The sequence below is a fragment of the Micromonospora phaseoli genome, assembly GCF_900109115.1.
GTDB lineage: Bacteria > Actinomycetota > Actinomycetes > Mycobacteriales > Micromonosporaceae > Micromonospora > Micromonospora phaseoli.
Genome location: NZ_FNYV01000001.1, coordinates 820723 through 842569, shown reverse-complemented (window position 1 = coordinate 842569; position 21847 = coordinate 820723). Strand labels below are relative to the sequence as shown.

Sequence of the window (21847 nt, the reverse complement as noted above, 5' to 3'; positions counted from 1 at the left end):
TCTGCCCCGACGGCCCGACGTCGACCGGCGCGCACCAGCCTCAGCTGTCGGGCAGCGTGCGCATGGTGCGCAGCGGGGAGAAGACGACCCAGAGCACGCCGAGCAGGGCTCCGAGGCTGGCGATCCAGAGGGCGGGCCGTACCCCGATCGTGGCGCCGAGGGTCCCGCCGAGCACGGCACCGATCGGCCGGATGCCGTAGTTGACGGTGCGGCGGAAACCGGAGACCACGGCGAGCATCGCCACCGGTGTGGCGGCGATCTGCACCGACCCGACGGCGATGTCGAGGACCATGACGCCCAGCGCGGAGACGAACTCGGCGACGAGCAGCAGCGCGAGCACCAACGGCTGCGCTCCGGTGGCCAGCGGCACCAGGATCAGCGGGGCCGGAAAGGCGACGAAACCGAGCAGCACCGCGGGGCCGATGCCGATCCGGCGACTGACCGGTCCGGTGACTGCCGCGCCGAGCAGTCCACCGAACGAGCCGGCCCCGATGATCAGGCCCAGCAGGCCCGGGGAGACGCCCAGCTCGGTGGTCACGTAGAGCACGAAGAGCGCGGCGAACATGTAGTTGAACAGGTTGAGCGTGGTGGTGCCGAGCAGCGTCGCCCGGAGGATCGCCGAGCGGACCACGTACCGCACGCCGGCGGCCATGCCTCGGCCGGGTCCGCTCTCCACGGGATGCTCGGTGACCGTGATCCGGGCCAGGAAGACCGCCGAGGTCAGGTAGGTGAGCACCCCGGAGAAGAGTGCGACCGGGGCGGTGAGCACCTGCACGAGCACGCCACCGATGCTCGGACCGGCCACGTCGGACATGGCCCTGCTGCCGTTGATCAGACTGCTGGCGTCCACGTATTCCTGTCGCCGGACCAGGGTGGCGAACAGGCTGACGTGCGCCACCTCGAAGAACATCGAGAGGGTCCCGATCAGGAAGGTGACGGCACAGAGCAGCGGCAGGTTCAGCACGTCCGCCCACCAGAGCAGCGGCACGGCCAGCAGCAGGCCCGCCCGACCGACGTCGGCGATGATCATTACTTGGCGGCGGCGGGGGTACCGGTCCACCCAGGCGCCGGCCGGCATGGAGAAGAACAGGTTCGGCAGCAGCGAGGCGGCGGTCAAATAGCCCATCTCGGCGGGTCCGGCGCCGAAAGCGAGCACGGCCAGCAGCGGCACGGCGAGCACGATGATCTGGTCGCCGAAGAGTGAGACGGTCTGCGCGGACCAGTAGCGACGGAAGGCCGCCTGCCGAAGCAGCCGTGGGATGCGTGGCCGGCGCGGCGGCGCCGGGTCGGTCAGGACGAGAGATTCGGTCACGACCCGTCTCCGCCCGCTGTCTCATGCGGGGGTACGGCGCCACGCGGGAGCGCCATCTGGACGAATGTCACCGGGCGAGACCCGGGCGGCCGTTTCGCCGGGTCGGCGATCCGTTCGTCGTACCGGGCCAGCAGCGCGTCGATCTGCGCCGTGATCTCACTCAGTTCGGCGGCGGTGACGTGCAGCAACGCGTCGCCGAAGCCGGCGGCGGCCCGCCACTCGGCGGGCTCGTCGACGCGGATCGCGAGGTAGTCCTGCGCCCGTTGCAGGTAGAGGGCGACCATCACGCTGTTGATCTTGTCCGTGGCCTCCCGCATGGCCGGGTCGTCGGAGTCGTCGTCCCAGGACGTGTACTGCGTGGTGGCCCGCCAGGGTCGTTCCCGAGCGTCCGCACCGGGCACCCGTTCGGCGAACCCGTACTTGGCGAGCTGCCGCAGGTGGAACGAGCAGTTCGGCACGTTGTCGTCGAGCCGGGCCGCCGCCTGGGTCGCGGTCATCGGTCCTTCGCCGCGCAGCAGCCCGATCAGGCGCATCCGCAGCGGGTGGGCGTACGCCCGCAGGGCGCGCGGGTCGGTGACCTTGAGCGCACGCCGAGGTATCTCGTCAGCCATACAATAGAGAATGCTTTAGAAAGACATCTCTAGCAACTGCCGTCCGACAGGTCCGGGCCCGCTCGCACAGCCATCAAGCCCGTCGAGGCGATCAAATCTTGGACAGTTTCCGTTCTTCGCACGGGAATCTTCCAAGATCTCCCATACGCCAGGAAGAAGACGCGGTGCGCACCGATCCTTCAGTCGCCGCCAACCGCCGGCCCGCTACTCCGCCAGATCGCGGCCTCTATCCGCAGCAGCAGGCCACTGAGCACCAGGAGCCCTCCGGCAGCGAGGAGTTTGTCGCCATAGCCCACGTCGGCGAAGCCAAGGATGAAGGCGAACGCTCCGCCCAGTGCCCCTAGCGTGCCCAGTGCGCCGACGGTCTCCGCCGATCTCTTGTCCACCGGCTCATCATAGAGTCCCGCCATCGATACCCCCGGGCCACGGAAGGCACGACCCAGGCTGGTCGACTCCGGCTACCGCTCGAGGCTGGGTCAGCCGACCGCAGCCATGATCTCGTCACTGACGTCGAGGAATCGGACCGCAACCTCATCGCCCGTCGCGGTCAGGTAAGCCGCTCATGGTTCAGTTGCGGCACCAGCCCGGCAACAGTCTCAAAGCCGGATCACTGCGGGGCGACCTGGCGACGAACCATGCGGACCAGGGCGCTCGTGTCGGCCAGATATTCACCTGTCGAGTTCGCCAAGTTGATCGAAGTGGAAACCACCCTCGTCGGCGACCTGCTGAAGGTCTGCCAGCGCCCGCTGTCGCCGATCACGGCTGGACTCCACAGCCTGCCGCAGAGCCTCCGTCACTGTCTCCTTCTTGGTCGCGGTGCCGAGAGCAGCGGTCGCTTCCGCAAGCAGATCATCATCCAGATCCAGCAGAGTCCTGGCCATGAGATGCACCTCCCGGATAACAACGTATCCGGGAGGTGCGTATATCGAGGCGATCGGCCAGCGGCGGCGACCATGATCTCGTCGCTGAGGCCTGTCATCCAGCACGGCTCGGAGCCCGACCTCGGCCGCTGTTTCCCCAGAACGCAGCCCGCAACAGAAGGCCCCCGACCACGAGCAATGCGGCGGCGAAGACGACTTCCCGATCGAGCGCCTTGGTGGCGAGGCCCAGCAGAAGCACGATTACTCCCACCGCGACAGCCGACGTCCCGATGCCACTGACGATCTGCCCAAACCTTCCAGCCACCACGGCAGTCTAGTCACCGTCGGTCGACCTGTCGGGCACACCGCACATGCTCAGGCTGTCAGTGATCGCCGCCCACTGCCCGGGGTCAGCCGACGGCGGCCATGACCTCGTCGGAGACGTCGAAGTTCGCGTAGACGTTCTGCACGTCGTCGCTGTCCTCCAGGACGTCGATCAGCTTGAAGATCTTGCGTGCGCCCTCCTCGTCCAGCGGCACGGTGACGCTGGGGATGAGGGAGGACTCGGCCGACTCGTACTCGATTCCGGCGTCCTGCAGCGCGGTGCGCACCGCGATCAGGTCGGTCGGCTCGGAGACCACCTCGAACGCCTCGCCCAGGTCGTTGACCTCCTCGGCGCCCGCGTCGAGGACCGCCAGCATCACGTCGTCCTCGGTGGTGCCCGCCTTCGGCACGATCACCACGCCCTTGCGGGTGAACATGTACGACACCGAGCCGGCGTCGGCGAAGGAGCCGCCGTTACGGGTCAACGCGGTGCGCACCTCGGTGGCGGCGCGGTTGCGGTTGTCGGTCAGGCACTCGATCAGCAGCGCGACGCCGTTCGGACCGTAGCCCTCATACATGATCGTCTGGTAGTCGGCGCCGCCTGCCTCCAGGCCGGAGCCGCGCTTGACCGCGCGGTCGATGTTGTCGTTGGGGACCGAGCTCTTCTTGGCCTTCTGGATCGCGTCGTAGAGCGTCGGGTTGCCGGCCGGGTCGCCGCCGCCGGTACGCGCCGCGACCTCCACGTTCTTGACCAGCTTGGCGAACATCTTGCCGCGCTTGGCGTCGATGACCGCCTTCTTGTGCTTGGTCGTCGCCCACTTTGAGTGGCCGGACATCTGTTACCTCCGTTGCTACCCGCCGTCTGCATCGACCGCACCGCGCACGCCCCGCTCCGCACCGGCGCACACGGTGGTGCCGGTCAGCTCTGGTGGAAGCCGTGGCGGGCAGCTGGCCCTGCCGAATCTCGACAATCCTACCGACGTGCGGCGGGTGGTCGTCACCCGCCGCACGCCAGCATCCGGCCCGATCTCCCCCGATCGACACAAACCGGGCAAAACTATTACCCCATGCCGTACGAGCCCAGCACGGTGAACCCGGTGGTGTCCCGCTGCTCGCAGCGCTCCTCCAGCCCGGACCGGAAGCGACGGAACGACTCCAGCGACGGCAGCGGTTCCGGCAGCTCGGGGCCCATGACGACGTCGACGAAGCTGAGCCCGTCATCGAGCCGCAGGCTCAGATAGCGCAGCCCGGTCGGTCGGGTCCGGGCCAACTCCTCGCTCACCGCGGCGAACAGGAGCAGATGTTCGTCGAGGCGCTCCGGCCGGACCCGGTAGGTGATCAGGAGGGTCTCCATGATCACCTCACCGACCCGCGACGGGGGCCACTACCCGGGCCGCGTCGAGCAGGTCGGTGAGCATCGCCGTGAGCATCGCCGCCCGGCCCTCTCCGGGCGCGATCCGCCCAGCGGCGGTCGGGTCGGACCGGTCCTCACCGGACCAGTCGAAGTCGGTGAACAGTCCCAACTCGACGTGCTCCGGCACGACGGTCATCCCCACCTCGGTAAGGATCGTCCGCAGATGCCCGGCCGCCCGGCCGCCTCCGGTCACGCCGTAGCTGAGCACACCCGCCGGCTTGCTCCGCCACTCGGCGTCCAGATAGTCGATGCCGTTCTTGAGCACGGCCGGAACCGAGTGGTTGTACTCCGGGGTGACGAAGACGTAGGCGTCGCACGCCGCCACCAGCGCCGACCAGCGGCGGGTGTGGTCATGGCGGTATTCGCCGAACCTCGCCGGCACCGGTTCGTCCAGCAGCGGCAGCCGCTGCTCCGCGAGATCGATCAGCTCGACGGCTGCCTCACCCGACCGTACCGCCGGGTGTCGGTCCGCCACCTCGGCCACCCATCCGGCCACCGCCGGCCCTCGGCGGCCGGGACGGCTGCTACCCACGACCAGGCCCACGACGGCCGGTCCGTTCCTCTGCGTGTTGTTCATGACCCGATCCCACCCGCGTGCCGTCCCCGCCGGGAGACCGGCGCGAGGGTAGCCCTGACGGGGACACCCATCCGACCGGCGGCACCGGCAGACTGGAGCCGTGATGGACGGAGAGCTGGGCGCGTTCCTACGCAGCCGCCGGGAGGCGCTGCGGCCCGAGCAGGTGGGGCTGCCCCAGGGCACCCGGCGGCGCACCCCGGGCCTGCGCCGGGCCGAGTTGGCGACGCTGGCCCAGGTCAGCGTCGAGTACCTGACCCGCCTCGAACAGGGGCGCGACACCCGGCCCTCACCGGAGATCCTCGCCGCGCTGGCGAACGCCCTTCGCCTCGACGAGGCCGACCGGCAGCATCTGCGGCAGCTCGCGTCGGTCGATCACAACCGGCAGTTGTGCACGGGACGCCGCCCGTCGGTCTCGCGTACCGTCCGCCCGGAGGTCCAGGGGCTGCTGGAGGCGCTGCGCGACCGGCCGGCGTACCTGCTCAACCGGCTCAGCGACGTACTGGCCTGGAACGACCCGTTCGACCGGCTGGCCCGCCCGCTCGGGCTACTCGACGGCGAGCAGCCCAACCTGGTGTGGTTCGTCTTCGCCGACGAACGCGCCCGGGAGCACTTCCCCGACTGGGTGGAGCTGGCCGACCAGCAGGTCGCCGAGCTGCACCGGCTCCGCCAGGGCGATCCGGCCAGCGACGCGTTCGCCGAGCGGCTCGGCCGCAGCGTCGGGGCGCCGTTCCTGTCACGGTGGCGACGGCACCCGGTCGCGGCCCAGCCCAGCGGCGTGCGCTGGTTGCGGCATCCGGAGGTCGGGCCACTGCGGCTGGCGTACGAGACGCTGGAGCTCGCCGACGACCAGCAGCGGCTGGTCGTGCAGTTGCCCGCCGACGCGGCCACCGCCGCCGCGCTGGACCGGCTGTCGGGCCGACGCCCGGGCGGGCTGCGCTCGGTGGCCGGCTGAGGACGGCGGTCGGTGGCCGGCTGAGGTCGGTGGCCGGTTCAGGTCGGTCGGCCGGTGACGTCGGTCGGTCGCTGACGTCGGTCGGTCTGGCCGGGCTGCTCAGCCGGCGGCGCGGACCAGGTCCACGAAGTAGGCGTGCAACCGCAGGTCACCGGTGAGTTCCGGGTGGAACGAGGTGGCCAGCAGATTGTCCCGCCGCACCGCCACGATCCGGCCGGCGGCCGGGCCGTCGGTCACCGTGCCGAGCACCTCGACGGTGTCCCCCACCCGCTCGACCCAGGGTGCCCGGATGAAGACCGCGTGCAGCGGCCCGCCGGTGATGCCGGTGACCTCCACCGGAGCCTCGAACGAGTCGACCTGCCGGCCGAACGCGTTGCGCCGCACGGTCATCTCGATGCCGTCGAAGCCGCGCTGGTCCGGCCGGCCGTCGAGGACCTCGGTGGCAAGCATGATCATGCCGGCACAGGAGCCGTAGACCGGCATGCCGGCCGCGATTCGCTTGTCGATCGGCTCACGCATTTCGAAGATGTCGACCAGCTTGCTGATCGTGGTGGACTCCCCGCCCGGGATGACCAGGCCGTCGACCGCGTCCAGCTCCGCCGGCCGGCGTACCGGACGGGCCTGCGCGCCGGCACCGGTCAGGGCCGTGACGTGTTCGCGGACGTCGCCCTGCAGGGCGAGCACACCGATCACGGGTGCCGTCACGTGTGCTCCTTCCAGGCGTCAAGAAGGGGCCCCTGCTCTACCGGAGGCGTTAACAGGGGGCCCCTCCTTTCACGTCACCAGCCGCGGTCGGCGAGGCGGTGCGGCTGCGGGATGTCGTCGACGTTGATGCCTACCATCGCCTCGCCGAGGCCCCGGGAGACCTTGGCCAGCACATCCGGGTCGTCGTGGAAGGTGGTCGCCTTGACGATCGCGGCGGCCCGCTGGGCCGGGTTGCCGGACTTGAAGATGCCGGAGCCGACGAAGACGCCCTCGGCGCCGAGCTGCATCATCATCGCCGCGTCGGCCGGGGTGGCGATGCCACCGGCGGTGAACAGCACCACCGGCAGCTTGCCGGTCTCGGCGATCTCCTTGACCAGCTCGTACGGCGCCTGCAGCTCCTTCGCCGCGACGAACAGCTCGTCGGCGGGCAGCGTCTGGAGGCGGCGGATCTCCTGGCGGATCTTCCGCATGTGGGTGGTGGCGTTGGAGACGTCACCGGTGCCGGCCTCGCCCTTGGATCGGATCATGGCCGCGCCCTCGGTGATCCGGCGCAGCGCCTCGCCCAGGTTGGTCGCACCGCAGACGAACGGCACGGTGAACGCCCACTTGTCGATGTGGTTGGCGTAGTCGGCCGGGGTCAGCACCTCGGACTCGTCGACGTAGTCGACGCCGAGGGACTGCAGGATCTGCGCCTCGACGAAGTGGCCGATGCGGGCCTTGGCCATCACCGGGATGGAGACGGCCTCGATGATGCCGTCGATCATGTCGGGGTCGCTCATTCGAGACACCCCGCCCTGGGCGCGGATGTCGGCGGGTACGCGCTCCAGCGCCATCACCGCGACCGCACCCGCGTCCTCAGCGATCTTGGCTTGCTCCGGGGTGACCACGTCCATGATCACACCGCCCTTGAGCATCTCGGCCATGCCACGCTTCACGCGGGCGGTGCCGACGACCGGGGTGGCGCTGGCGTTCGGGGAAGTCGTCTCGGACACGGCTTATCGCTCCTCAGGCGTCCTCGGCAGGTGGCAGCGGAAATGCTACGCCCGGGTCAACGCCGCTCCGACAGCCAATCAGACCCGTGGTGGCCTGCTCTGTGGCCGCCGTCACCGCCCCACGCCGCTCAGCCGGCGGGAACGTCGGCGGGGACGGTCAGCGTGGGATCGTCGATGTCGAAGTAGCGCGGCCAGGTGTGCCGGTGTCCCATCCGTAACAGGCGTACCAGCGGCCGACCGCGCGCCGCACGGGCGTCCCGGACCAGATCGGTGTGCACCTGGCGGGCCAGGGCGAGCCGCCGGCTGGCGGCGATGACCGCCTCGCAGTCGGGATTGGTGGGGTCCAGTCGGACCGTCCGCAGCTGCCGGGTCAGGTCGTTCTCGGCCGCCTCCCGCTCGTCCGGCTGGGCGTCGAGCGCGATCCGCGCCGCCGCGTACAGCTCGACGCCGTAGCGTCGCTCGGCCAGCACCGCCGCGGCGGCGGCCCGGCGCAGCAGGTGGGCGTCCAGGGCGCGGGCCGCGAGCTGCGCGCGGGCCTGCAGCCGCTCGACCCGGCCGGCGGTCCAGATCAGGTACGCCGAGACCAGGGCGACGACCAGCGTCGCGCCCACCACCCACCACATGCCCGGCATCGTAGTGCTGCTCCCGTTCCTCCCGATCAGGTCAACCCCACCCACTCCTGGTCGATCACCCGCCCGTCGGTCGCCTCGATCGCGGCTGCGTATACCTCCATAACCCGGCGGGCAACCACGGGCCAGTCGAAATTCGCCACCACCTGGTCGCCGCAGGCGGTCAACTCCGCCCGCTGGGCCGGGTCGTCCAGCAGCTCCGTCAGCGTGCGGCGCAGCGTCACCGCGTCTCCGGTGGGGAACATCCGCCCGGCCCGGCCGCCGTCGAGCACCCGGCGGAAGGCGTCGAGATCGCTGGCGACGACCGTGGTACCGGCGGCCAGCGCCTCGGTGAGGATCATGCCGAAGGACTCGCCGCCGGTGTTCGGCGCCACGTAGAGGTGCACACTACGCAGCATGCGCGCCTTCTCCTCCTCGGAGACCAGGCCGAGGAAGGTGACCCGATCCCGAAGATCAGTCGGAAAACGGTCGAACAGGTCGTTCCGGTCACCGGGGCCGGCGACCAGCAGGCGCAGGCCGGGGCGCTGGCGGGCCAGCTCGACGAAGGCGTCCCGCAGGATCGGGAACCCCTTGCGGGGCTCGGTGAAGCGGCCCAGGAAGCCGAGGGTGCCGCCGGTACCCGGTCCGCACTCCCCCGGCCAGCCGGGCAGCGGCTCGACCCCGGCGAACTTCGCCACCGCCACCCCGTTGGGGATCTCCACCGCCCCGCCGTCCAGGTGCTCCACCTGGACCTTGCGGGCCAGGGCGCTGACCGCGATCCGGGCGGTGATCCGCTCCAGCACGATCTGGAGCGCGCCCTGGGCGGCGGCCAGCACCCGGGAGCGGGTCATCGCGGTGTGGAACGTGGCCACCACCGGCCCCCGGGCGGAGAGCACGGCGAGCATGGACAGGCTCAGCGTGAGCGGCTCGTGCACGTGCAGCACGTCGAAGTCGCCGCGGGTGATCCACCGCCGTACCCGGGTGGTGGAGACCGGCCCGAAGGCGATCCGGGCCACCGAGCCGTTGTACGGCAGCGGCACCGCCCGGCCGGCCGACACCACGTACGCCGGCAGCGGCGAATCCTCGTCCGCCGGGGCGAGCACGCTCACCGTGTGCCCGAGCCCGATCAGCGCCTCGGCGAGATCCATCACATGGTTCTGCACTCCGCCGGGTACGTCGAAGGAGTACGGGCAGACGATGCCGATCCGCATTGCGCCCGTCCCCCTCAGTCCAGCCACATCCGCTGCAACATGTGCCAGTCTTGCGGATGCCGGGCGATGCCCGCCGCGAGACGGTCGGCGATCAGCTGGGTAAGCGCTCGGACCCGCACGTCCAGGGTGCCCTCCTCGGGCCCCGGCACCGGCAGCGGGCCCTCCAACGCGGCGCAGGCCGCATCCGGTTCGTACCACATCGACGCGACGTACAGGGGCGCACCGGTGCGCAGCGCGAGCAGCGCCGGACCGGCCGGCATCCGGGTCCGACCGCCGAAGAAGTCCACCTCCACACCGCGGGCGGACAGGTCCCGGTCGGCGAGCAGCGGCACCACCGCCCCGGCGGCCAGCCGGTCGGTCAGCACGTCGATCGGCGGCCGGGCACCACCGCTGGTGGGCAGGATCTCCATGCCCAGGCGCTCCCGGAACGCCATGAACCGCCGGTAGACGCCCTCCTGCTTGAGCCGCTCGGCGACGGTGGACAACGGCCAGCCGTTGGCCGCCACCCAGGCGCCGGCCATGTCCCAGTTGCCGCCGTGCGGCAACGCCACCACGGCGCCGCGCCCGGCCGCCACGTCCGCGGCGAGCAGCTCGGCGCCGCCCAGCCGGAACCCGGAGAGGATCTGCTGGCGGCTCAGCGCGGGCAGCCGGAACGCCTCCATCCAGTAGCGGGCGTACGAGCGCAGCCCCTGCCGCACCAGCTCGTCCAGCTCCGCCTCGGGCAGCTCCGGCCCGACCACCCGGCGCAGGTTGGCGCGCAGCCGGGTGGCACCGGCCCCCCGGCGACGGTGGGCCCGGTCCGCCACCGCGGTGAACCCTGCGGCGGCGACCGGCCGGGGCAGTACGCGCAGCAGCCGCCAACCGGCGACGAAGCCCAGTTCGGTGAGGTTCACCGACGGCACCGCCCTGGTGTGCCGCTCACCCGTGGCCGCCCGGCGCATCGACCTGCTGGGCCTGCCGGTAGACGTGCCGCATCCGCTGGCCCACGGTGAACAGCGACACCGCCGCGAGCAGCCACAGCGCGATCGGCAGCGCCGCCGGATGGACCAGGGCGGCGAGCAGGCCGCCGACGCCGACGATCAGCAGCCGCTCGGTACGCTCGGCGATGCCGACGTTCGAGGTCATCCCGAGCCCTTCGGCGCGGGCCTTGACATACGACACGAGCCCGCCCACGGCCAGACAGATCAGCGCGGCGGCCAGCCCCGCACGGTCGCCCTGGCCGGCCAGGTAGAAGGCGACCGCGCCGAAGACGGCGCTGTCGGCGACCCGATCCATGCTGGAGTCGAGGAACGCGCCGAACCGGGTCGAGCCGCCACTCATCCGGGCCATCGTCCCGTCGAGCAGATCGGTGAGCGCGAAGACCGTCACGATCAACGCGCCGGCGACCAGATGGCCGCGAGCACCGAAACCGATCGCGCCCACGAGCACCCCGAGGGTGCCCGCGACGGTGACCGTGTTGGGGGATACGCCCGCGCGCAGCAGGCTACGGGCGATCGGCTCGACGACGCGGGTCATCCCCGCGCGGGCCGACACTTGGAAGATCTTCGCCATGGCGGTCCCACGATAACGGTCGGCTGTCGACGGCGACACCGCCGTCTGCCCAGCGAGGGTTGTGTCGGCCAGATATCGGGTGTGAGATCGAGGTGGGAGGGTGACCCGGGTCACCCCACCGCCTGTTGACTGCCCGGTTCGCAGTGAACCACCGGAGGATATCGCCGCAACACCCGCCCGGGCCGCATCCCGTCGCGCGCGGCGGTCGCCACCCACCACCACCGGCTGAGGGAGGTGCGCCCGATGGCGCAGAAGAGTCACGACAAGGGGGGCACCGGCGGCGTACCGGCGGTGACCGACCCCGCCAGGATCCGCAACGTGGTGCTCGTCGGGCACTCCGGGGCGGGCAAGACGACCCTGGTCGAGGCGTTGCTCGCGGCGAGCGGCACGATCGCCCGACCCGGCACGGTCGCCGACGGCACCACCGTCTGCGACCACGACCCGGCGGCCGTACGCCAGCAGCGTTCGGTGGCGGTGGCCTGCGCGCCGCTGCTGCACGACGGGATCAAGGTGAACCTGCTCGACACGCCCGGCTACGCCGACTTCGTCGGTGAGCTGCGGGCCGGCCTGCGGGCCGCCGACGCCGCGCTGTTCGTGGTCTCCGCCGTCGACGGGATGGACGCGGCCACTGCGGCGCTGTGGGAGGAGTGCGCGGCGGTGGACATGCCCCGGGCGGTCGCGGTCTCCCGGCTGGATCACCCGCGCGCCGACTTCGACGAGGCGGTGGCCCTGTGCCAGCGCGTGTTCGGCGACAACGTGCTCCCGCTCTACCTGCCGATGCTCGGCGACGACGGCGAGTCCGTCGTCGGCCTGCTGGGGCTGATCACCCGGCGGGTCTTCGACTACACCGACGGCCTGCCGCCGCAGGTCCGTGATCCCGACCCGGAGCACCTGCCGGCCATCGTCGAATCCCGCAACGAACTCATCGAGGGGATCATCGCCGAGAGCGAGGACGAAACCCTGATGGACCGGTACGTCGGTGGCGAGGAGATCGACTCCGGGCTGCTGGTCGAGGACTTGGAGAAGGCCGTCGCGCGGGGCCATTTCTACCCGGTGGTGCCGGTCTGCGCGGCCACCGGGGTCGGGCTGGACGCGCTGCTGGAGGTGCTCACCGCCGGCTTCCCGTCGCCGTTGGAGCACGACCTGCCCGCGGTCGAAGGGGTGGACGGCTCGTCCCGTCCGCCGCTGACCTGCGACCCGGACGGTCCGCTGGTCGCCGAGGTGGTCAAGACCACCATCGACCGGCACGTCGGTCGGGTCTGCGTGGTCCGGGTCTTCTCCGGCACGCTGCGTCCCGAGCAGACAGTGCATGTCTCCGGGCACGGCCTCACCGAGCGGGGCCACCCGGACCACGACGCCGACGAGCGGATCGCCCACCTGTACAGCCCGCTCGGCGCCACCCTGCGGGAGGTCGGCGTGGCGGTGGCCGGCGACATCTGCGCGATCACCAAGTCCGGCAGCGCGGAGACCGGTGACACCATCTCCGCCAAGGACGATCCGCTGCTGATCGCCCCGTGGGAGATGCCCGAGCCGCTGCTGCCGGTGGCGATCGTGGCGAAGTCCCGCTCCGACGAGGACGCCCTGGCCCGCAACCTGGCCCGGCTGGTGACCGGCGATCCGACGATGCGGCTGGAACGCAACCCGCAGACGCACCAGCTGGTGCTGTGGTGCATGGGTGAGGCGCACGCCGACGTGGTCCTCGACCGGCTGCGCGCCGGCGGGGTGGAGCTGGATACCGAGCCGGTGCGGGTGGCGTTGCGGGAGACGCTCACGGCACCGGCGCGCGGGCACGGCCGGCACGTGAAGCAGTCCGGAGGGCACGGCCAGTACGCCGTCTGTGACATCGAGGTGGAGCCGCTGCCGCGCGGCGCCGGCTTCGAGTTCGTCGACCGGGTGGTCGGCGGGGCGGTGCCCCACAACTACATCCCGTCGGTGGAGAAGGGCGTACGCGCCCAGATGCAGCGCGGCGTGCTCGCCGGTCACCCGGTGGTGGACCTGCGGGTGACCCTGGTCGACGGCAAGGCGCACAGCGTGGACTCCTCCGACGCGGCGTTCCAGACCGCCGGGGCGCTGGCCCTGCGCGACGCCGCCGGGCAGGGGCAACCGGCGCTGCTGGAGCCGGTCGACGAGGTGACCGTGCGGGTACCCGACGGCAACGTGGGCACGGTGATGGGCGACCTGTCCGGCCGGCGTGGCCGGGTGCTCGGCACCGAGCCGGATCCGGACACCGAGGGCCGCACCCTGGTACGCGCCGAGGTGCCCGCCACCGAGCTGCTGCGCTACGCCGTGGAGCTGCGTGCGATGACCGCCGGCGCCGGTACCTTCCGCCGCCACTTCGTCCGTTACGACCCGATGCCCGCCCACCTGGCCGATCAGATCCGCAAGGAACACGCCTGACCCGCGCCGTCCCGGCCCGGTCGGCTGGGCCGGGCGGGGCCGCGGCCTGTCCCGGCGGTCAGGGGCGGGCGATGGGAAGCACGGGGCTGGGCCAGTGGGGGCGGTCGGCCTCGCGGAGCGCGGCCGACCGCAGGGCCGCCAACTGCCGCTCCACCTCGGCGAAGTGGTCGGGAGCGAGCGGCCCGAGGGCCAACGCGGCAGCGTTCTCCTCCACCTGCGCGACGGTGCGGCAGCCTGGGATCGGAATCGTCCGGTCGCTGCGGGCCCAGATCCAGCCGAGCGCGCCCTGGGCCAGGGTGCGCCCGTCGGCGGTCAGCGCCGCCCGGACCGCGTGTACCCGGCGCAGCCACTCCGGCGCGGGCCGGCCGCGGCGGAACCACTCCAGCCAGCCGGAAGCCATGCCCCGTACGTCGTCGTGGGGCAGCGTCGACGCGGCGTGGTACTTGCCGGTGAGCAGGCCCATGCCGAGCGGGCCGCAGCTGATGCTGGCCAGGTCGTACTTGTCGCAGACACTGAGCAGGTCAGGCGCGTCGCGCAGCACCGACAGGCTGTGCTGCACGGCGGCGGCGTGCGGGGCGTCGTGTCCGAAGACGGCGGCCCGGTCGGCCCGGTCGGTGCTCCACCCGTACGCCCGGACCAGGCCGTCGGCCACCAGGTCCTCGAGAGCGCCGATCAGGTCCTGTGCCCGGGGGACGGGCAGGTCGGCCAGGTGCAGCTGGTACAGGTCGATCCGATCGGTGTCGAGGCGCCGCAGCGACTCCCGCACGGCTCGCCGCAGGTATGCCGGTGACGCGTCCGGCCCGGTGGCCTGGCGAGCCCCCTCGTCGAACGTGTAGCCCCACTTGGTGGCGATGACCGCCTCGTCGCGCCGGCCGTTCAACGCCCGCCCGAGGACGCGCTCGCCGTGTCCGGCCCCGTACGTGTCGGCGGTGTCGAAGAGCGTCACGCCGCATTCGAGCGCCCGGCGGACCGCCCGGATCGACTCCTCGTCGTCGACCGCGCCCCAGCCCAACGGGATCTGTCCCTCGGCCCAGGGGCCGGCGATGGCCCAGCAGCCCATGCCCAGGGCGCTGACCTCGATGCCGCTGCGGCCCAGTGGCCGCGTCGACTCCCCCATCGGCGCATCGTGCCATCTTCCGGGCGATTTTTGACAGATATCCAGCACGATCATCCGTACGGGCACCGGTGTCCGTGCGGATCACCCCGGCCGCCTCGTACGCGCCCCGAATCCCCGCCGGTTCGGTCGCGCTGCGCGCTCGACGCCACCGGCCTGCGGTTCCGCCCGGCGAGCCGTCATGCCCGGTGTCTCCTGTGCGCTGCCTACCGACACGCAGCGACTTCGTTCCGTAACCGGCGGGTGGGTTGACGCAGAGCAGGAGACGCGGAGCAGAGGCGACGCGGGGTCAGGAGGGCCAGGCGCGCACGAACAGGTCGCGGGTGTCGCCCAACAACTGCGGCAGGACCTTGGTGCGGCCGATCACCGGCATGAAGTTCGCGTCACCGCCCCAGCGGGGCACCACGTGCTGGTGCAGGTGGGCGGCGATGCCGGCACCGGCCACCCCGCCCTGGTTCATGCCCAGGTTGAAGCCGTGCGCGTTGCTGACCTTGCGGATCACCCGCATGGCGGTCTGGGTGAACGACGCCAGCTCGGCGGTCTCCGGCCCGTCCAGGTCGGTGTAGTCGGCCACATGCCGGTACGGGCACACCAGCAGGTGCCCCGGGTTGTACGGGTAGAGGTTGAGCACCACGAACACGTGCCCGCCGCGCGCCACCACCAGACTCTCCTCCGGCGGCCGGCCAGGGGCCAGGCAGAACGGGCATCCGGACGGCTTCTCGTAGCCGCCCTCGGGCCGGTCCTCGCCGGAGATGTAGGTCATCCGGTGGGGCGTCCAGAGCCGGTCCAGGCTGTCGGCCATGCCCTCGTCGGTATGCTCGTCCGCCCCAGTCACACGGCGATCCTACGACCCTGCCCCGCCGGTGCCGAGCCGTGGCCGGGCACCGGACGGGGCGGCGGGGACGTTGCGTTACTAAGGTGCCGTTCCTTACATCTCGGCCGACGGGCCGGTGTTGGTACGGGAGTGGATCACGTCGAGGACGTGGCTGACCGCCTCGGCCAGCGGCACCCCGTTGCGCTGGGAGCCGTCCCGGTAGCGGAACGACACCGTGCCGGCGGCCACGTCGTCGTCGCCGGCGATCACCATGAACGGGATCTTCTGCTGCTGCGCGGTGCGGATCTTCTTCTGCATCCGGTCGTCACCGGCGTCGACCTGGGCGCGGATACCCTCGGCGCGCAGCGCCGCGACGAAGCCGTGCAGGTAGTCGGCGTGGTCCTCGCGGATCGGGATGCCGACCACCTGTACCGGGGCCAGCCAGGCCGGGAACGCCCCCGCGTAGTGCTCGGTGAGTACGCCGAAGAACCGCTCGATCGAGCCGAACAGCGCCCGGTGGATCATCACGGGTCGCTGCCGGGTCCCGTCGGCCGCCTGGTACTCCAGGCCGAACCGCTCGGGCTGGTTGAAGTCGACCTGGATGGTGGACATCTGCCAGGTCCGGCCGATGGCGTCCTTGGCCTGCACCGAGATCTTCGGGCCGTAGAAGGCCGCGCCACCCGGGTCGGGCACCAGCTCCAGCCCGGAGGTCTCGGCGGCGGTGCGCAGCGCCTCGGTGGCCTCGGCCCAGTCGGCGTCGCTGCCGATGAACTTCGGCGAGTCGTCGCGGGTCGACAGCTCCAGGTAGAAGTCGTCCAGTCCGTAGTCGCGCAGCAGGTCCAGCACGAACGACAGCAGCGTGGTCAGCTCACCGGGCATCTGCTCCCGGGTGCAGTAGATGTGCGAGTCGTCCTGGGTCAGGCCGCGCACCCGGGTCAACCCGTGCACCACACCCGACTTCTCGTACCGGTAGACGGTGCCGAACTCGAACAGCCGCAGCGGCAGCTCGCGGTAGGACCGCCCGCGGGAGCGGAAGATCAGGTTGTGCATGGGGCAGTTCATCGCCTTGAGGTAGTACTCCGCCCCCTCCAGCTGCATGGGTGGGAACATCGTGTCGGCGTAGTACGGCAGGTGCCCCGAGGTCTCGAAGAGCTGCGCCTTGGTGATGTGCGGGCTGTTGACGAACTCGTACCCCGCCTGCTCATGCCGGCGACGCGAGTAGTCCTCCAGCTCGCGGCGGATGATGCCGCCCTTGGGGTGGAAGACCGCGAGACCGGAGCCGATCTCGTCGGGGAAGCTGAACAGATCGAGGTCCGCGCCGAGCTTGCGGTGGTCGCGCCGGGCGGCCTCCTCAAGCAGCTTCAGGTACGCCTTCAGCCCGTCCCGGGTCGGCCAGGCGGTGCCGTACACCCGCTGCAACTGCGGGTTCTTCTCCGACCCGCGCCAGTACGCGGCGGCCGAGCGCATCAGCTTGAACGCGCCGATCAGGCGGGTGTTGGGCAGGTGCGGACCACGGCACAGGTCCGACCAGCAGACCTTGTCGTCGTCGGCGGCGACGTTGTCGTAGATGGTCAGCTCGCCCCCGCCGACCTCCATCACCTCGGAGGAGTCCAGCCCCTCACCCTTGACGTCGATGAGTTCCAGTTTGAACGGCTCGGCGGCCAGCTCGGTCTTGGCCTCGTCCAGGCTGTCGAAGCGGCGCCGCCGGAACCGCTGCCCGGACTTGACGATCTCCTGCATCCGCTTTTCCAACTTGGCCAGGTCGTCGGGCTGGAACGGCTTGCCCACCGCGAAGTCGTAGTAGAAGCCGTTGTCGATGGGCGGGCCGATGCCGAGCTTCGCCTCGGGGAAGATGTCCTGCACGGCCTGGGCGAGCACGTGGGCCGTCGAGTGGCGCAGCACGTTCAGCCCGTCCGGGGAGTCGAGCGCCACCGGCTCGACCGAGGTCTCCTGCGCCGGGCGCCAGTCCAGGTCGCGCAGCACGCCCTGCGGGTCGCGGACCACCACGACCGCCTTGGGGCCGTTGGCGGGCAGTCCGGCCGCGGCCACCGCGTCGGCCGCCGTCGTCCCGGCGGCGACGACGACGGGGTCGGCCACGGCGGGGGTACGGGGTGCGGACACGGATGACTCCTCGCAGCAGGCGTGACAATTGGTGCCGATGTCGGCTCACTGCGATGCTATCGGTCGCCCGACGAACGCTGGCGTCGACATCGGCGGCAGGTAGTCGGGCCGGCGGTTGAACCTTTGCGGCCCGGGATCCGAACTACCAGGTGTGGCCGGAGCCGGTGCCGGCCGTTTGGACACGGATGGGGACCCAGGATGGCGATGACGCGCGGCGGGAGCCGTCGACGCCGGGGCGCGCTGGTGGCCGCCCTGGCCACGGCCGTGGTGCTGCTCTGGCCCGCTACGGCGCAGGCCGCGGAGGTCAGCTTCACGCCGACCGAGGCCCGGCAGGGCGAGTCGGTGAAGCTGGAGTTCGTGGTGCCGGACGAGCGGCCCGGCGTCCCCACCGAGAGCATCGAGATCCGGGTACCGGCGGACCCGCCGATCGCCGAGGTCTACCCACTGTCGGTCGACGGGTGGGCACCGCTGATCACCACCCGCAAGCTCGACACACCGGTGGCCGGTCTGCACGCCCCCGCCACCGATGTCGTGACCGCCGCGGTGACCTGGTCCCGGACGCCGGACGCGGGCGACGGACCAGCCCGGCTGCTGCTGTCGATGGGGCCGCTGCCGCAGACCGACCGGCTGGACTTCGAGCTGCTCCAGACGTACGCCGACGGCATGGTGGTGCGGTGGGGCCCCGGCCAGCGGCCGCTGCCCGCGTTGGCGCTGCTGCCGGGGGATCCGGCCGCGCCGGGCGCACACGGTGGGCACGGTGGCGTGCCGGGCGGCCAGCCTCCGGCGGAAGGCGCGCCCGCCGGAGCCGCCTCCGACGGCGGCCCGAACGCCAACAGCCTGCTCGCCGCCGGCCTGGTCGCCGGCCTTGGCGGCGGTGCGGTGGTGGGCTGGTTGATCAGCCGCCGACGCCGCTCCTCGACGCAGGAGATCGACCGGTCGGTGCTCGACGGGGAGCCGACCGCCGTGCACTCCGGATCCGACGGCGACAGCGCTCCCGCGCCCGGTGGCGTCGAGTCCGCCGAGCGGGCGGGCAGCGACGTGGCCGAGGCCGGCGCGCGCCGGTGAGCGGTGGGCGCGGGGCGCCGGGGTCAGCCCGCCCAGTCGGGTAGCGGCTCCCGCGCGGCCAGCCAGCCGGCGGGCACCCCACCCGGGGTGGCTACCCCGGTGTACGCGGCGACCACGCCACCGGCGATGGCGGCCGTGGTGTCCACGTCTCCCCCCGCCTCGACGCAGGCGCGGACGGCCGCCGGATAGTCGTCCAGGTGTCGGGCGGCCACCCAGCAGGTGAAGGCGACGGTGTCCTGTGCGGTCACCCGGGAGCCGTTGCCGACCGCCTCCACCACCTCCACCAACGGGCGTCCGAGCAGCCCGGCGACCCGGCGTACGCCCCGGTGCACCTCCGTCGTCGGGTCCAGCGCGGCGGCCACGCCGGCGAGCAGCCGGCCCGGATCGGGTCGGTCGCCGTCGAGGCGGGCCCGGGCGGCCAGGGCAGCCGCCACCGCCACCGCCACGGCACCGGCTATTCCTTCCGGATGGGCGTGGGTGACCTCGGCCGACTCCCGGGCCTGCGCGGCGGCCCGGCTGGTCGAGTCGGCGAAGTACGCCCCCAGCGGCGCGACCCGCATCGCCGCGCCGTTGCCGCAGGAGCCCTGCCCGTCGAAGGCGGCGGCGGACGCGACCGGCCACGGGGTTCCGGTCCGGATCAGACGCAGTACCCGCACCGCACCGGGCCCGTAGCCCCGGTAGGGCTCGCAGCGCTCGGCGAAGGTGAGCGCGAGGGTGTCCCGGTCGATCCGGCCCACCTCGGCCAGCAGCGCCACCACCGAACAGGCCATCTCGGTGTCGTCGGTCCACTGCCACGGCGGCGGGGGCAGCAGGTCGGCGGCCAGGTCGGCGGGGCGCCGGCCGGGAACGAAGAACTGGGAGCCCAGGGCGTCGCCGACCGACAGGCCGGCGAGACTGTCCCGGGCCAGGGCCAGACGGGCGTCCGGATAGAGGGTGAACGTCATCGCCACATCAGCTTGGCTGGTTCCACGGTGGGCCGCAACGACGACCCACTTGCCGCTCCGAGTACCGTGCTTGAGTGGCCACCGTCCTCCTGGTCGAAGACGATCACGTCGTTCGCGGCGCGATGCTTCGTTCCCTCACCGACCGGGGCCACGCCGTGCATGCCGTGGGCACCGCGCTGGACGCGCTGCGCCGGGTCGCCGCCGAAACTCCTGATCTGGTCGTGCTCGACCTCGGCCTGCCGGACCTGGACGGCTCGGACGCGCTGCGGATGCTGCGGGGCATCACCGACGTGCCGATCATCATCGCCACCGCCCGCGACGACGAGCAGTCCGTGGTCAAGCTGTTGCGGGCCGGCGCCGACGACTACATGGTCAAGCCTTTCACCGGCGCACACCTGGACGCGCGGATCACCACGGTGCTGCGTCGGGTGGGTCGGGCCAGCCGCGCGGTGCAGTTGGCCGTGCACAGCGTGGGCGGTCTGCGGGTCGACGTCGGTGAGCGCAGCGCCCTTCTCGACGGCGAGGCGCTGGCGCTGACCCGCAAGGAATTCGACCTGCTGGCGTATCTCGCCGCACGTCCTGGCCGGGTAGTGTCCCGGCGGGAACTCTTGGAGGAGGTATGGCGGCAGCCATCGGTGGGCGAGGATCAGACCATCGACGTCCACCTGTACTGGCTTCGGCGCAAAATGGGCGAGTCCGCGGCGAAGCCGCGCTACCTGCGCACCGTGCGGGGGGTGGGCTTCCGGCTGGTGGCGCCGGACTGAGGCGCTCGCTGGTCCTGTTGACGGCCGGCATGGGCGTCCTGCTGGCGTTGACGTTCCTGGTCCCGCTCGGGCTGACTCTGGGCTCGCAGACCCGCGAGGAGGCGATCGCCGACGCGGCCCGCCGCAGTTCCCTGGTGACCGGGGCGCTCGCGGTGAGCGTCGAGCCGGAGGTGGTGACCCGCGCGATCGAGGCCAGTGGTGCCGATCCGCAGACCCAGCCGGTGGTGCACGGTCTGGACGTGGACTCCTCGGCCGGGCGGGCCGACCCGGGGCAGCTGGAGCGGGCCCGGTCCGAAGGACGTTCGTTGGTGGTCGACATCGACGGCGGGGTGCTGCGGCTGGATCCGGTGGTGCTCGGCGAACGGACCGCCGTGGTCGAGGTCTTCGTCCCGGACGCCGCCCTCGACGCCGGTGCCGGAAACAGGTGGCTGTTGCTGGCCGGGGTGGCGGTCGCCCTGGTGGGTGCCGCGGTGCTGGTGGTGGACCGGGTCGCCGCCCGCACGGTCGAGGCCACCCGGGGCCTGGTGAAGGCGGCGCTCGCGGTGGGCGACGGCGATCTGGGCGTACGCGTCGAGCCGAACGGCCCGCGCGAGGTGGCCGCGGCCGGTCAGGCCTTCAACCGGATGGCGGAGCGGCTCGTCGCCGCCCGCACCGAGGAGCGGGAGCTGGTGGCGGATCTGTCCCACCGGTTGCGTACCCCGCTGACCGTGCTGCGGTTGGACGCCGAGGCGCTGGAGTCCGACGACACCAGCGTGGGCTCGTTCAGTCAGGCCGAGTTGGACCACCGGCGCGGCATCCGGCGGATCCGGCAGGCGATCGTCACCCTGGAGGGTGAGATCGACGTGCTGATCAAGACCACCCGCAAGACGGTGGCCACCGAGGCCGTTCCGGCGATGTGCGACGTGAGCGAGGTGGTCCGGGACCGGATGGTGTTCTGGGCGGCGCTCGCCGGCGACCAGAACCGTCCGCACCGGGTCTCCGGTGCGCAGCTACGCATCCCCGCGCCGGTGCCCCGGGCCGAGCTTGCCGCCGCGCTGGACGCGGTGATCGGCAACGTCTTCCGCTACACCCCGCAGGGCACCGCGTTCGAGGTGGCGGTGTCGCGCCGCGACGGGTACGTGGCCATCCGGATCGACGATGCCGGACCGGGCATCGCCAACCCGGACCGGGCCCTGCGGCGTGGCACCAGCGACCAGGGCTCGACCGGCCTCGGGCTGGACATCGCCAAGCGGGTGGCGTTGCAGGCCAACGGGTCGGTCAGCATCGACCGGGCCCACCTGGGCGGGGCCAGCGTGGTGATGCTGTTGGCCGACCCGGAGGCGACACCACGCCAGGTCAGCCGGTTCGGCCTGGTGGGCCGGATGGCTCGGGAGAGCCGGGAGCCGAAGGCCAGTGGCCGCCGCTGGCCCCGGCAACGCCCCACCGACGGTTGACCGTGCCCGATGCGGCCACTCGCCGCCCCGCGGTGGACGCGGGCTGTGCGACGGCGCAAGTCTTCCTTAGATCCGAGT

The 21847-nt window shown here is 71.9% G+C and carries 22 protein-coding genes; 5 read left to right on the top strand and 17 right to left on the bottom strand.

All coding sequences use genetic code 11. The annotated features are described in order from the left end of the window. Window positions 1-40: 40 nt before the first annotated feature. From BMY89_RS03905 to BMY89_RS03875, 7 genes are all read right to left on the bottom strand, one after another. Window positions 41-1312: an MFS transporter gene (locus BMY89_RS03905; RefSeq protein WP_092374823.1), complete on the bottom strand. Its 1272-nt coding sequence runs from the start codon at window positions 1310-1312 to the stop codon at window positions 41-43. Then, window positions 1309-1923, bottom strand: a complete 615-nt coding sequence (locus BMY89_RS03900; RefSeq protein WP_092374820.1) for a winged helix-turn-helix domain-containing protein — start codon at window positions 1921-1923, stop codon at window positions 1309-1311. Before BMY89_RS03900 ends, BMY89_RS03905 begins: the two co-directional genes overlap by 4 nt. Before the next feature lie 179 nt (window positions 1924-2102). Then, window positions 2103-2309 carry a hypothetical protein gene (locus BMY89_RS03895; protein WP_092374817.1) on the bottom strand — a complete coding sequence of 69 codons (207 nt, stop codon included), beginning with the start codon at window positions 2307-2309 and terminating at the stop codon, window positions 2103-2105. Between the two features lie 282 nt (window positions 2310-2591). Beyond that, window positions 2592-2804 carry a type II toxin-antitoxin system VapB family antitoxin gene (locus tag BMY89_RS03890; protein ID WP_092375559.1) on the bottom strand — a complete coding sequence of 71 codons (213 nt, stop codon included), beginning with the start codon at window positions 2802-2804 and terminating at the stop codon, window positions 2592-2594. Between the two features lie 389 nt (window positions 2805-3193). Further along, on the bottom strand, window positions 3194-3943 hold the full coding sequence (locus BMY89_RS03885) for a YebC/PmpR family DNA-binding transcriptional regulator (RefSeq protein WP_092374814.1): 750 nt from the start codon (window positions 3941-3943) through the stop codon (window positions 3194-3196). 224 nt (window positions 3944-4167) lie between these two features. Next, window positions 4168-4461: a hypothetical protein gene (locus BMY89_RS03880; protein ID WP_139217893.1), complete on the bottom strand. Its 294-nt coding sequence runs from the start codon at window positions 4459-4461 to the stop codon at window positions 4168-4170. Window positions 4462-4468: 7 nt separating this feature from the next. Continuing rightward, window positions 4469-5098, bottom strand: coding sequence for an NADPH-dependent FMN reductase (locus BMY89_RS03875; protein ID WP_092374808.1), 630 nt, complete (start codon window positions 5096-5098; stop codon window positions 4469-4471). Window positions 5099-5201: 103 nt separating this feature from the next. Here BMY89_RS03875 and BMY89_RS03870 point away from each other — a divergent pair, with 103 nt between their 5' ends. After that, the gene (locus tag BMY89_RS03870; protein WP_232521034.1) at window positions 5202-6050 is read left to right on the top strand and encodes a helix-turn-helix transcriptional regulator; all 849 of its coding nucleotides are present in this window, start codon (window positions 5202-5204) and stop codon (window positions 6048-6050) included. Window positions 6051-6149: 99 nt separating this feature from the next. Here BMY89_RS03870 and pdxT read toward each other — a convergent pair whose 3' ends face one another. From pdxT to pgsA, 6 genes are all read right to left on the bottom strand, one after another. After that, entirely contained in the window at window positions 6150-6755 is a 606-nt protein-coding gene (gene pdxT, locus BMY89_RS03865) for a pyridoxal 5'-phosphate synthase glutaminase subunit PdxT (protein ID WP_092374802.1), read from the bottom strand. A 74-nt stretch (window positions 6756-6829) separates the two neighbouring features. Continuing rightward, entirely contained in the window at window positions 6830-7747 is a 918-nt protein-coding gene (gene pdxS, locus BMY89_RS03860) for a pyridoxal 5'-phosphate synthase lyase subunit PdxS (RefSeq protein WP_092374799.1), read from the bottom strand. 128 nt (window positions 7748-7875) lie between these two features. Continuing rightward, on the bottom strand, window positions 7876-8370 hold the full coding sequence (locus tag BMY89_RS03855) for a hypothetical protein (protein WP_175510274.1): 495 nt from the start codon (window positions 8368-8370) through the stop codon (window positions 7876-7878). 35 nt (window positions 8371-8405) lie between these two features. Further along, window positions 8406-9566 (bottom strand): glycosyltransferase family 4 protein, encoded by a 1161-nt coding sequence (locus tag BMY89_RS03850; RefSeq protein WP_092374793.1) that lies wholly within the window; start codon window positions 9564-9566, stop codon window positions 8406-8408. 14 nt (window positions 9567-9580) lie between these two features. Continuing rightward, window positions 9581-10459 carry a phosphatidylinositol mannoside acyltransferase gene (locus BMY89_RS03845; RefSeq protein WP_092375556.1) on the bottom strand — a complete coding sequence of 293 codons (879 nt, stop codon included), beginning with the start codon at window positions 10457-10459 and terminating at the stop codon, window positions 9581-9583. Between the two features lie 25 nt (window positions 10460-10484). After that, window positions 10485-11117: a phosphatidylinositol phosphate synthase gene (pgsA, locus tag BMY89_RS03840; protein WP_092374790.1), complete on the bottom strand. Its 633-nt coding sequence runs from the start codon at window positions 11115-11117 to the stop codon at window positions 10485-10487. A gap of 243 nt (window positions 11118-11360) precedes the next feature. On the opposite strand from pgsA, the gene BMY89_RS03835 reads away from it, so the two are divergent. Continuing rightward, window positions 11361-13514 (top strand): elongation factor G-like protein EF-G2, encoded by a 2154-nt coding sequence (locus tag BMY89_RS03835; RefSeq protein WP_092374787.1) that lies wholly within the window; start codon window positions 11361-11363, stop codon window positions 13512-13514. Between the two features lie 58 nt (window positions 13515-13572). On the opposite strand, the gene BMY89_RS03830 is transcribed toward BMY89_RS03835, so the two are convergent. The 3 genes from BMY89_RS03830 to thrS all read right to left on the bottom strand — a co-directional run bounded on the left by BMY89_RS03830 (window position 13573) and on the right by thrS (window position 17563). Further along, window positions 13573-14631, bottom strand: a complete 1059-nt coding sequence (locus tag BMY89_RS03830) for an aldo/keto reductase (RefSeq protein WP_092374784.1) — start codon at window positions 14629-14631, stop codon at window positions 13573-13575. Window positions 14632-14917: 286 nt separating this feature from the next. After that, window positions 14918-15430 (bottom strand): HIT family protein, encoded by a 513-nt coding sequence (locus tag BMY89_RS03825; RefSeq protein ID WP_175510295.1) that lies wholly within the window; start codon window positions 15428-15430, stop codon window positions 14918-14920. A 126-nt stretch (window positions 15431-15556) separates the two neighbouring features. Further along, window positions 15557-17563: a threonine--tRNA ligase gene (gene thrS / locus BMY89_RS03820; RefSeq protein WP_092374778.1), complete on the bottom strand. Its 2007-nt coding sequence runs from the start codon at window positions 17561-17563 to the stop codon at window positions 15557-15559. Between the two features lie 198 nt (window positions 17564-17761). Between thrS and BMY89_RS03815 the strand changes: the two genes are divergently transcribed. Continuing rightward, entirely contained in the window at window positions 17762-18628 is an 867-nt protein-coding gene (locus BMY89_RS03815; RefSeq protein WP_092374775.1) for a DUF1775 domain-containing protein, read from the top strand. A gap of 23 nt (window positions 18629-18651) precedes the next feature. Here BMY89_RS03815 and BMY89_RS03810 read toward each other — a convergent pair whose 3' ends face one another. Further along, the gene (locus BMY89_RS03810; RefSeq protein ID WP_092375553.1) at window positions 18652-19572 is read right to left on the bottom strand and encodes an ADP-ribosylglycohydrolase family protein; all 921 of its coding nucleotides are present in this window, start codon (window positions 19570-19572) and stop codon (window positions 18652-18654) included. 74 nt (window positions 19573-19646) lie between these two features. On the opposite strand from BMY89_RS03810, the gene BMY89_RS03805 reads away from it, so the two are divergent. Together BMY89_RS03805 and BMY89_RS03800 are read left to right on the top strand one after the other, a co-directional pair. Next, window positions 19647-20336 (top strand): response regulator transcription factor, encoded by a 690-nt coding sequence (locus BMY89_RS03805; RefSeq protein WP_092374772.1) that lies wholly within the window; start codon window positions 19647-19649, stop codon window positions 20334-20336. A 29-nt stretch (window positions 20337-20365) separates the two neighbouring features. Beyond that, on the top strand, window positions 20366-21769 hold the full coding sequence (locus tag BMY89_RS03800) for a HAMP domain-containing sensor histidine kinase (protein WP_175510273.1): 1404 nt from the start codon (window positions 20366-20368) through the stop codon (window positions 21767-21769). Window positions 21770-21847: the final 78 nt, after the last annotated feature.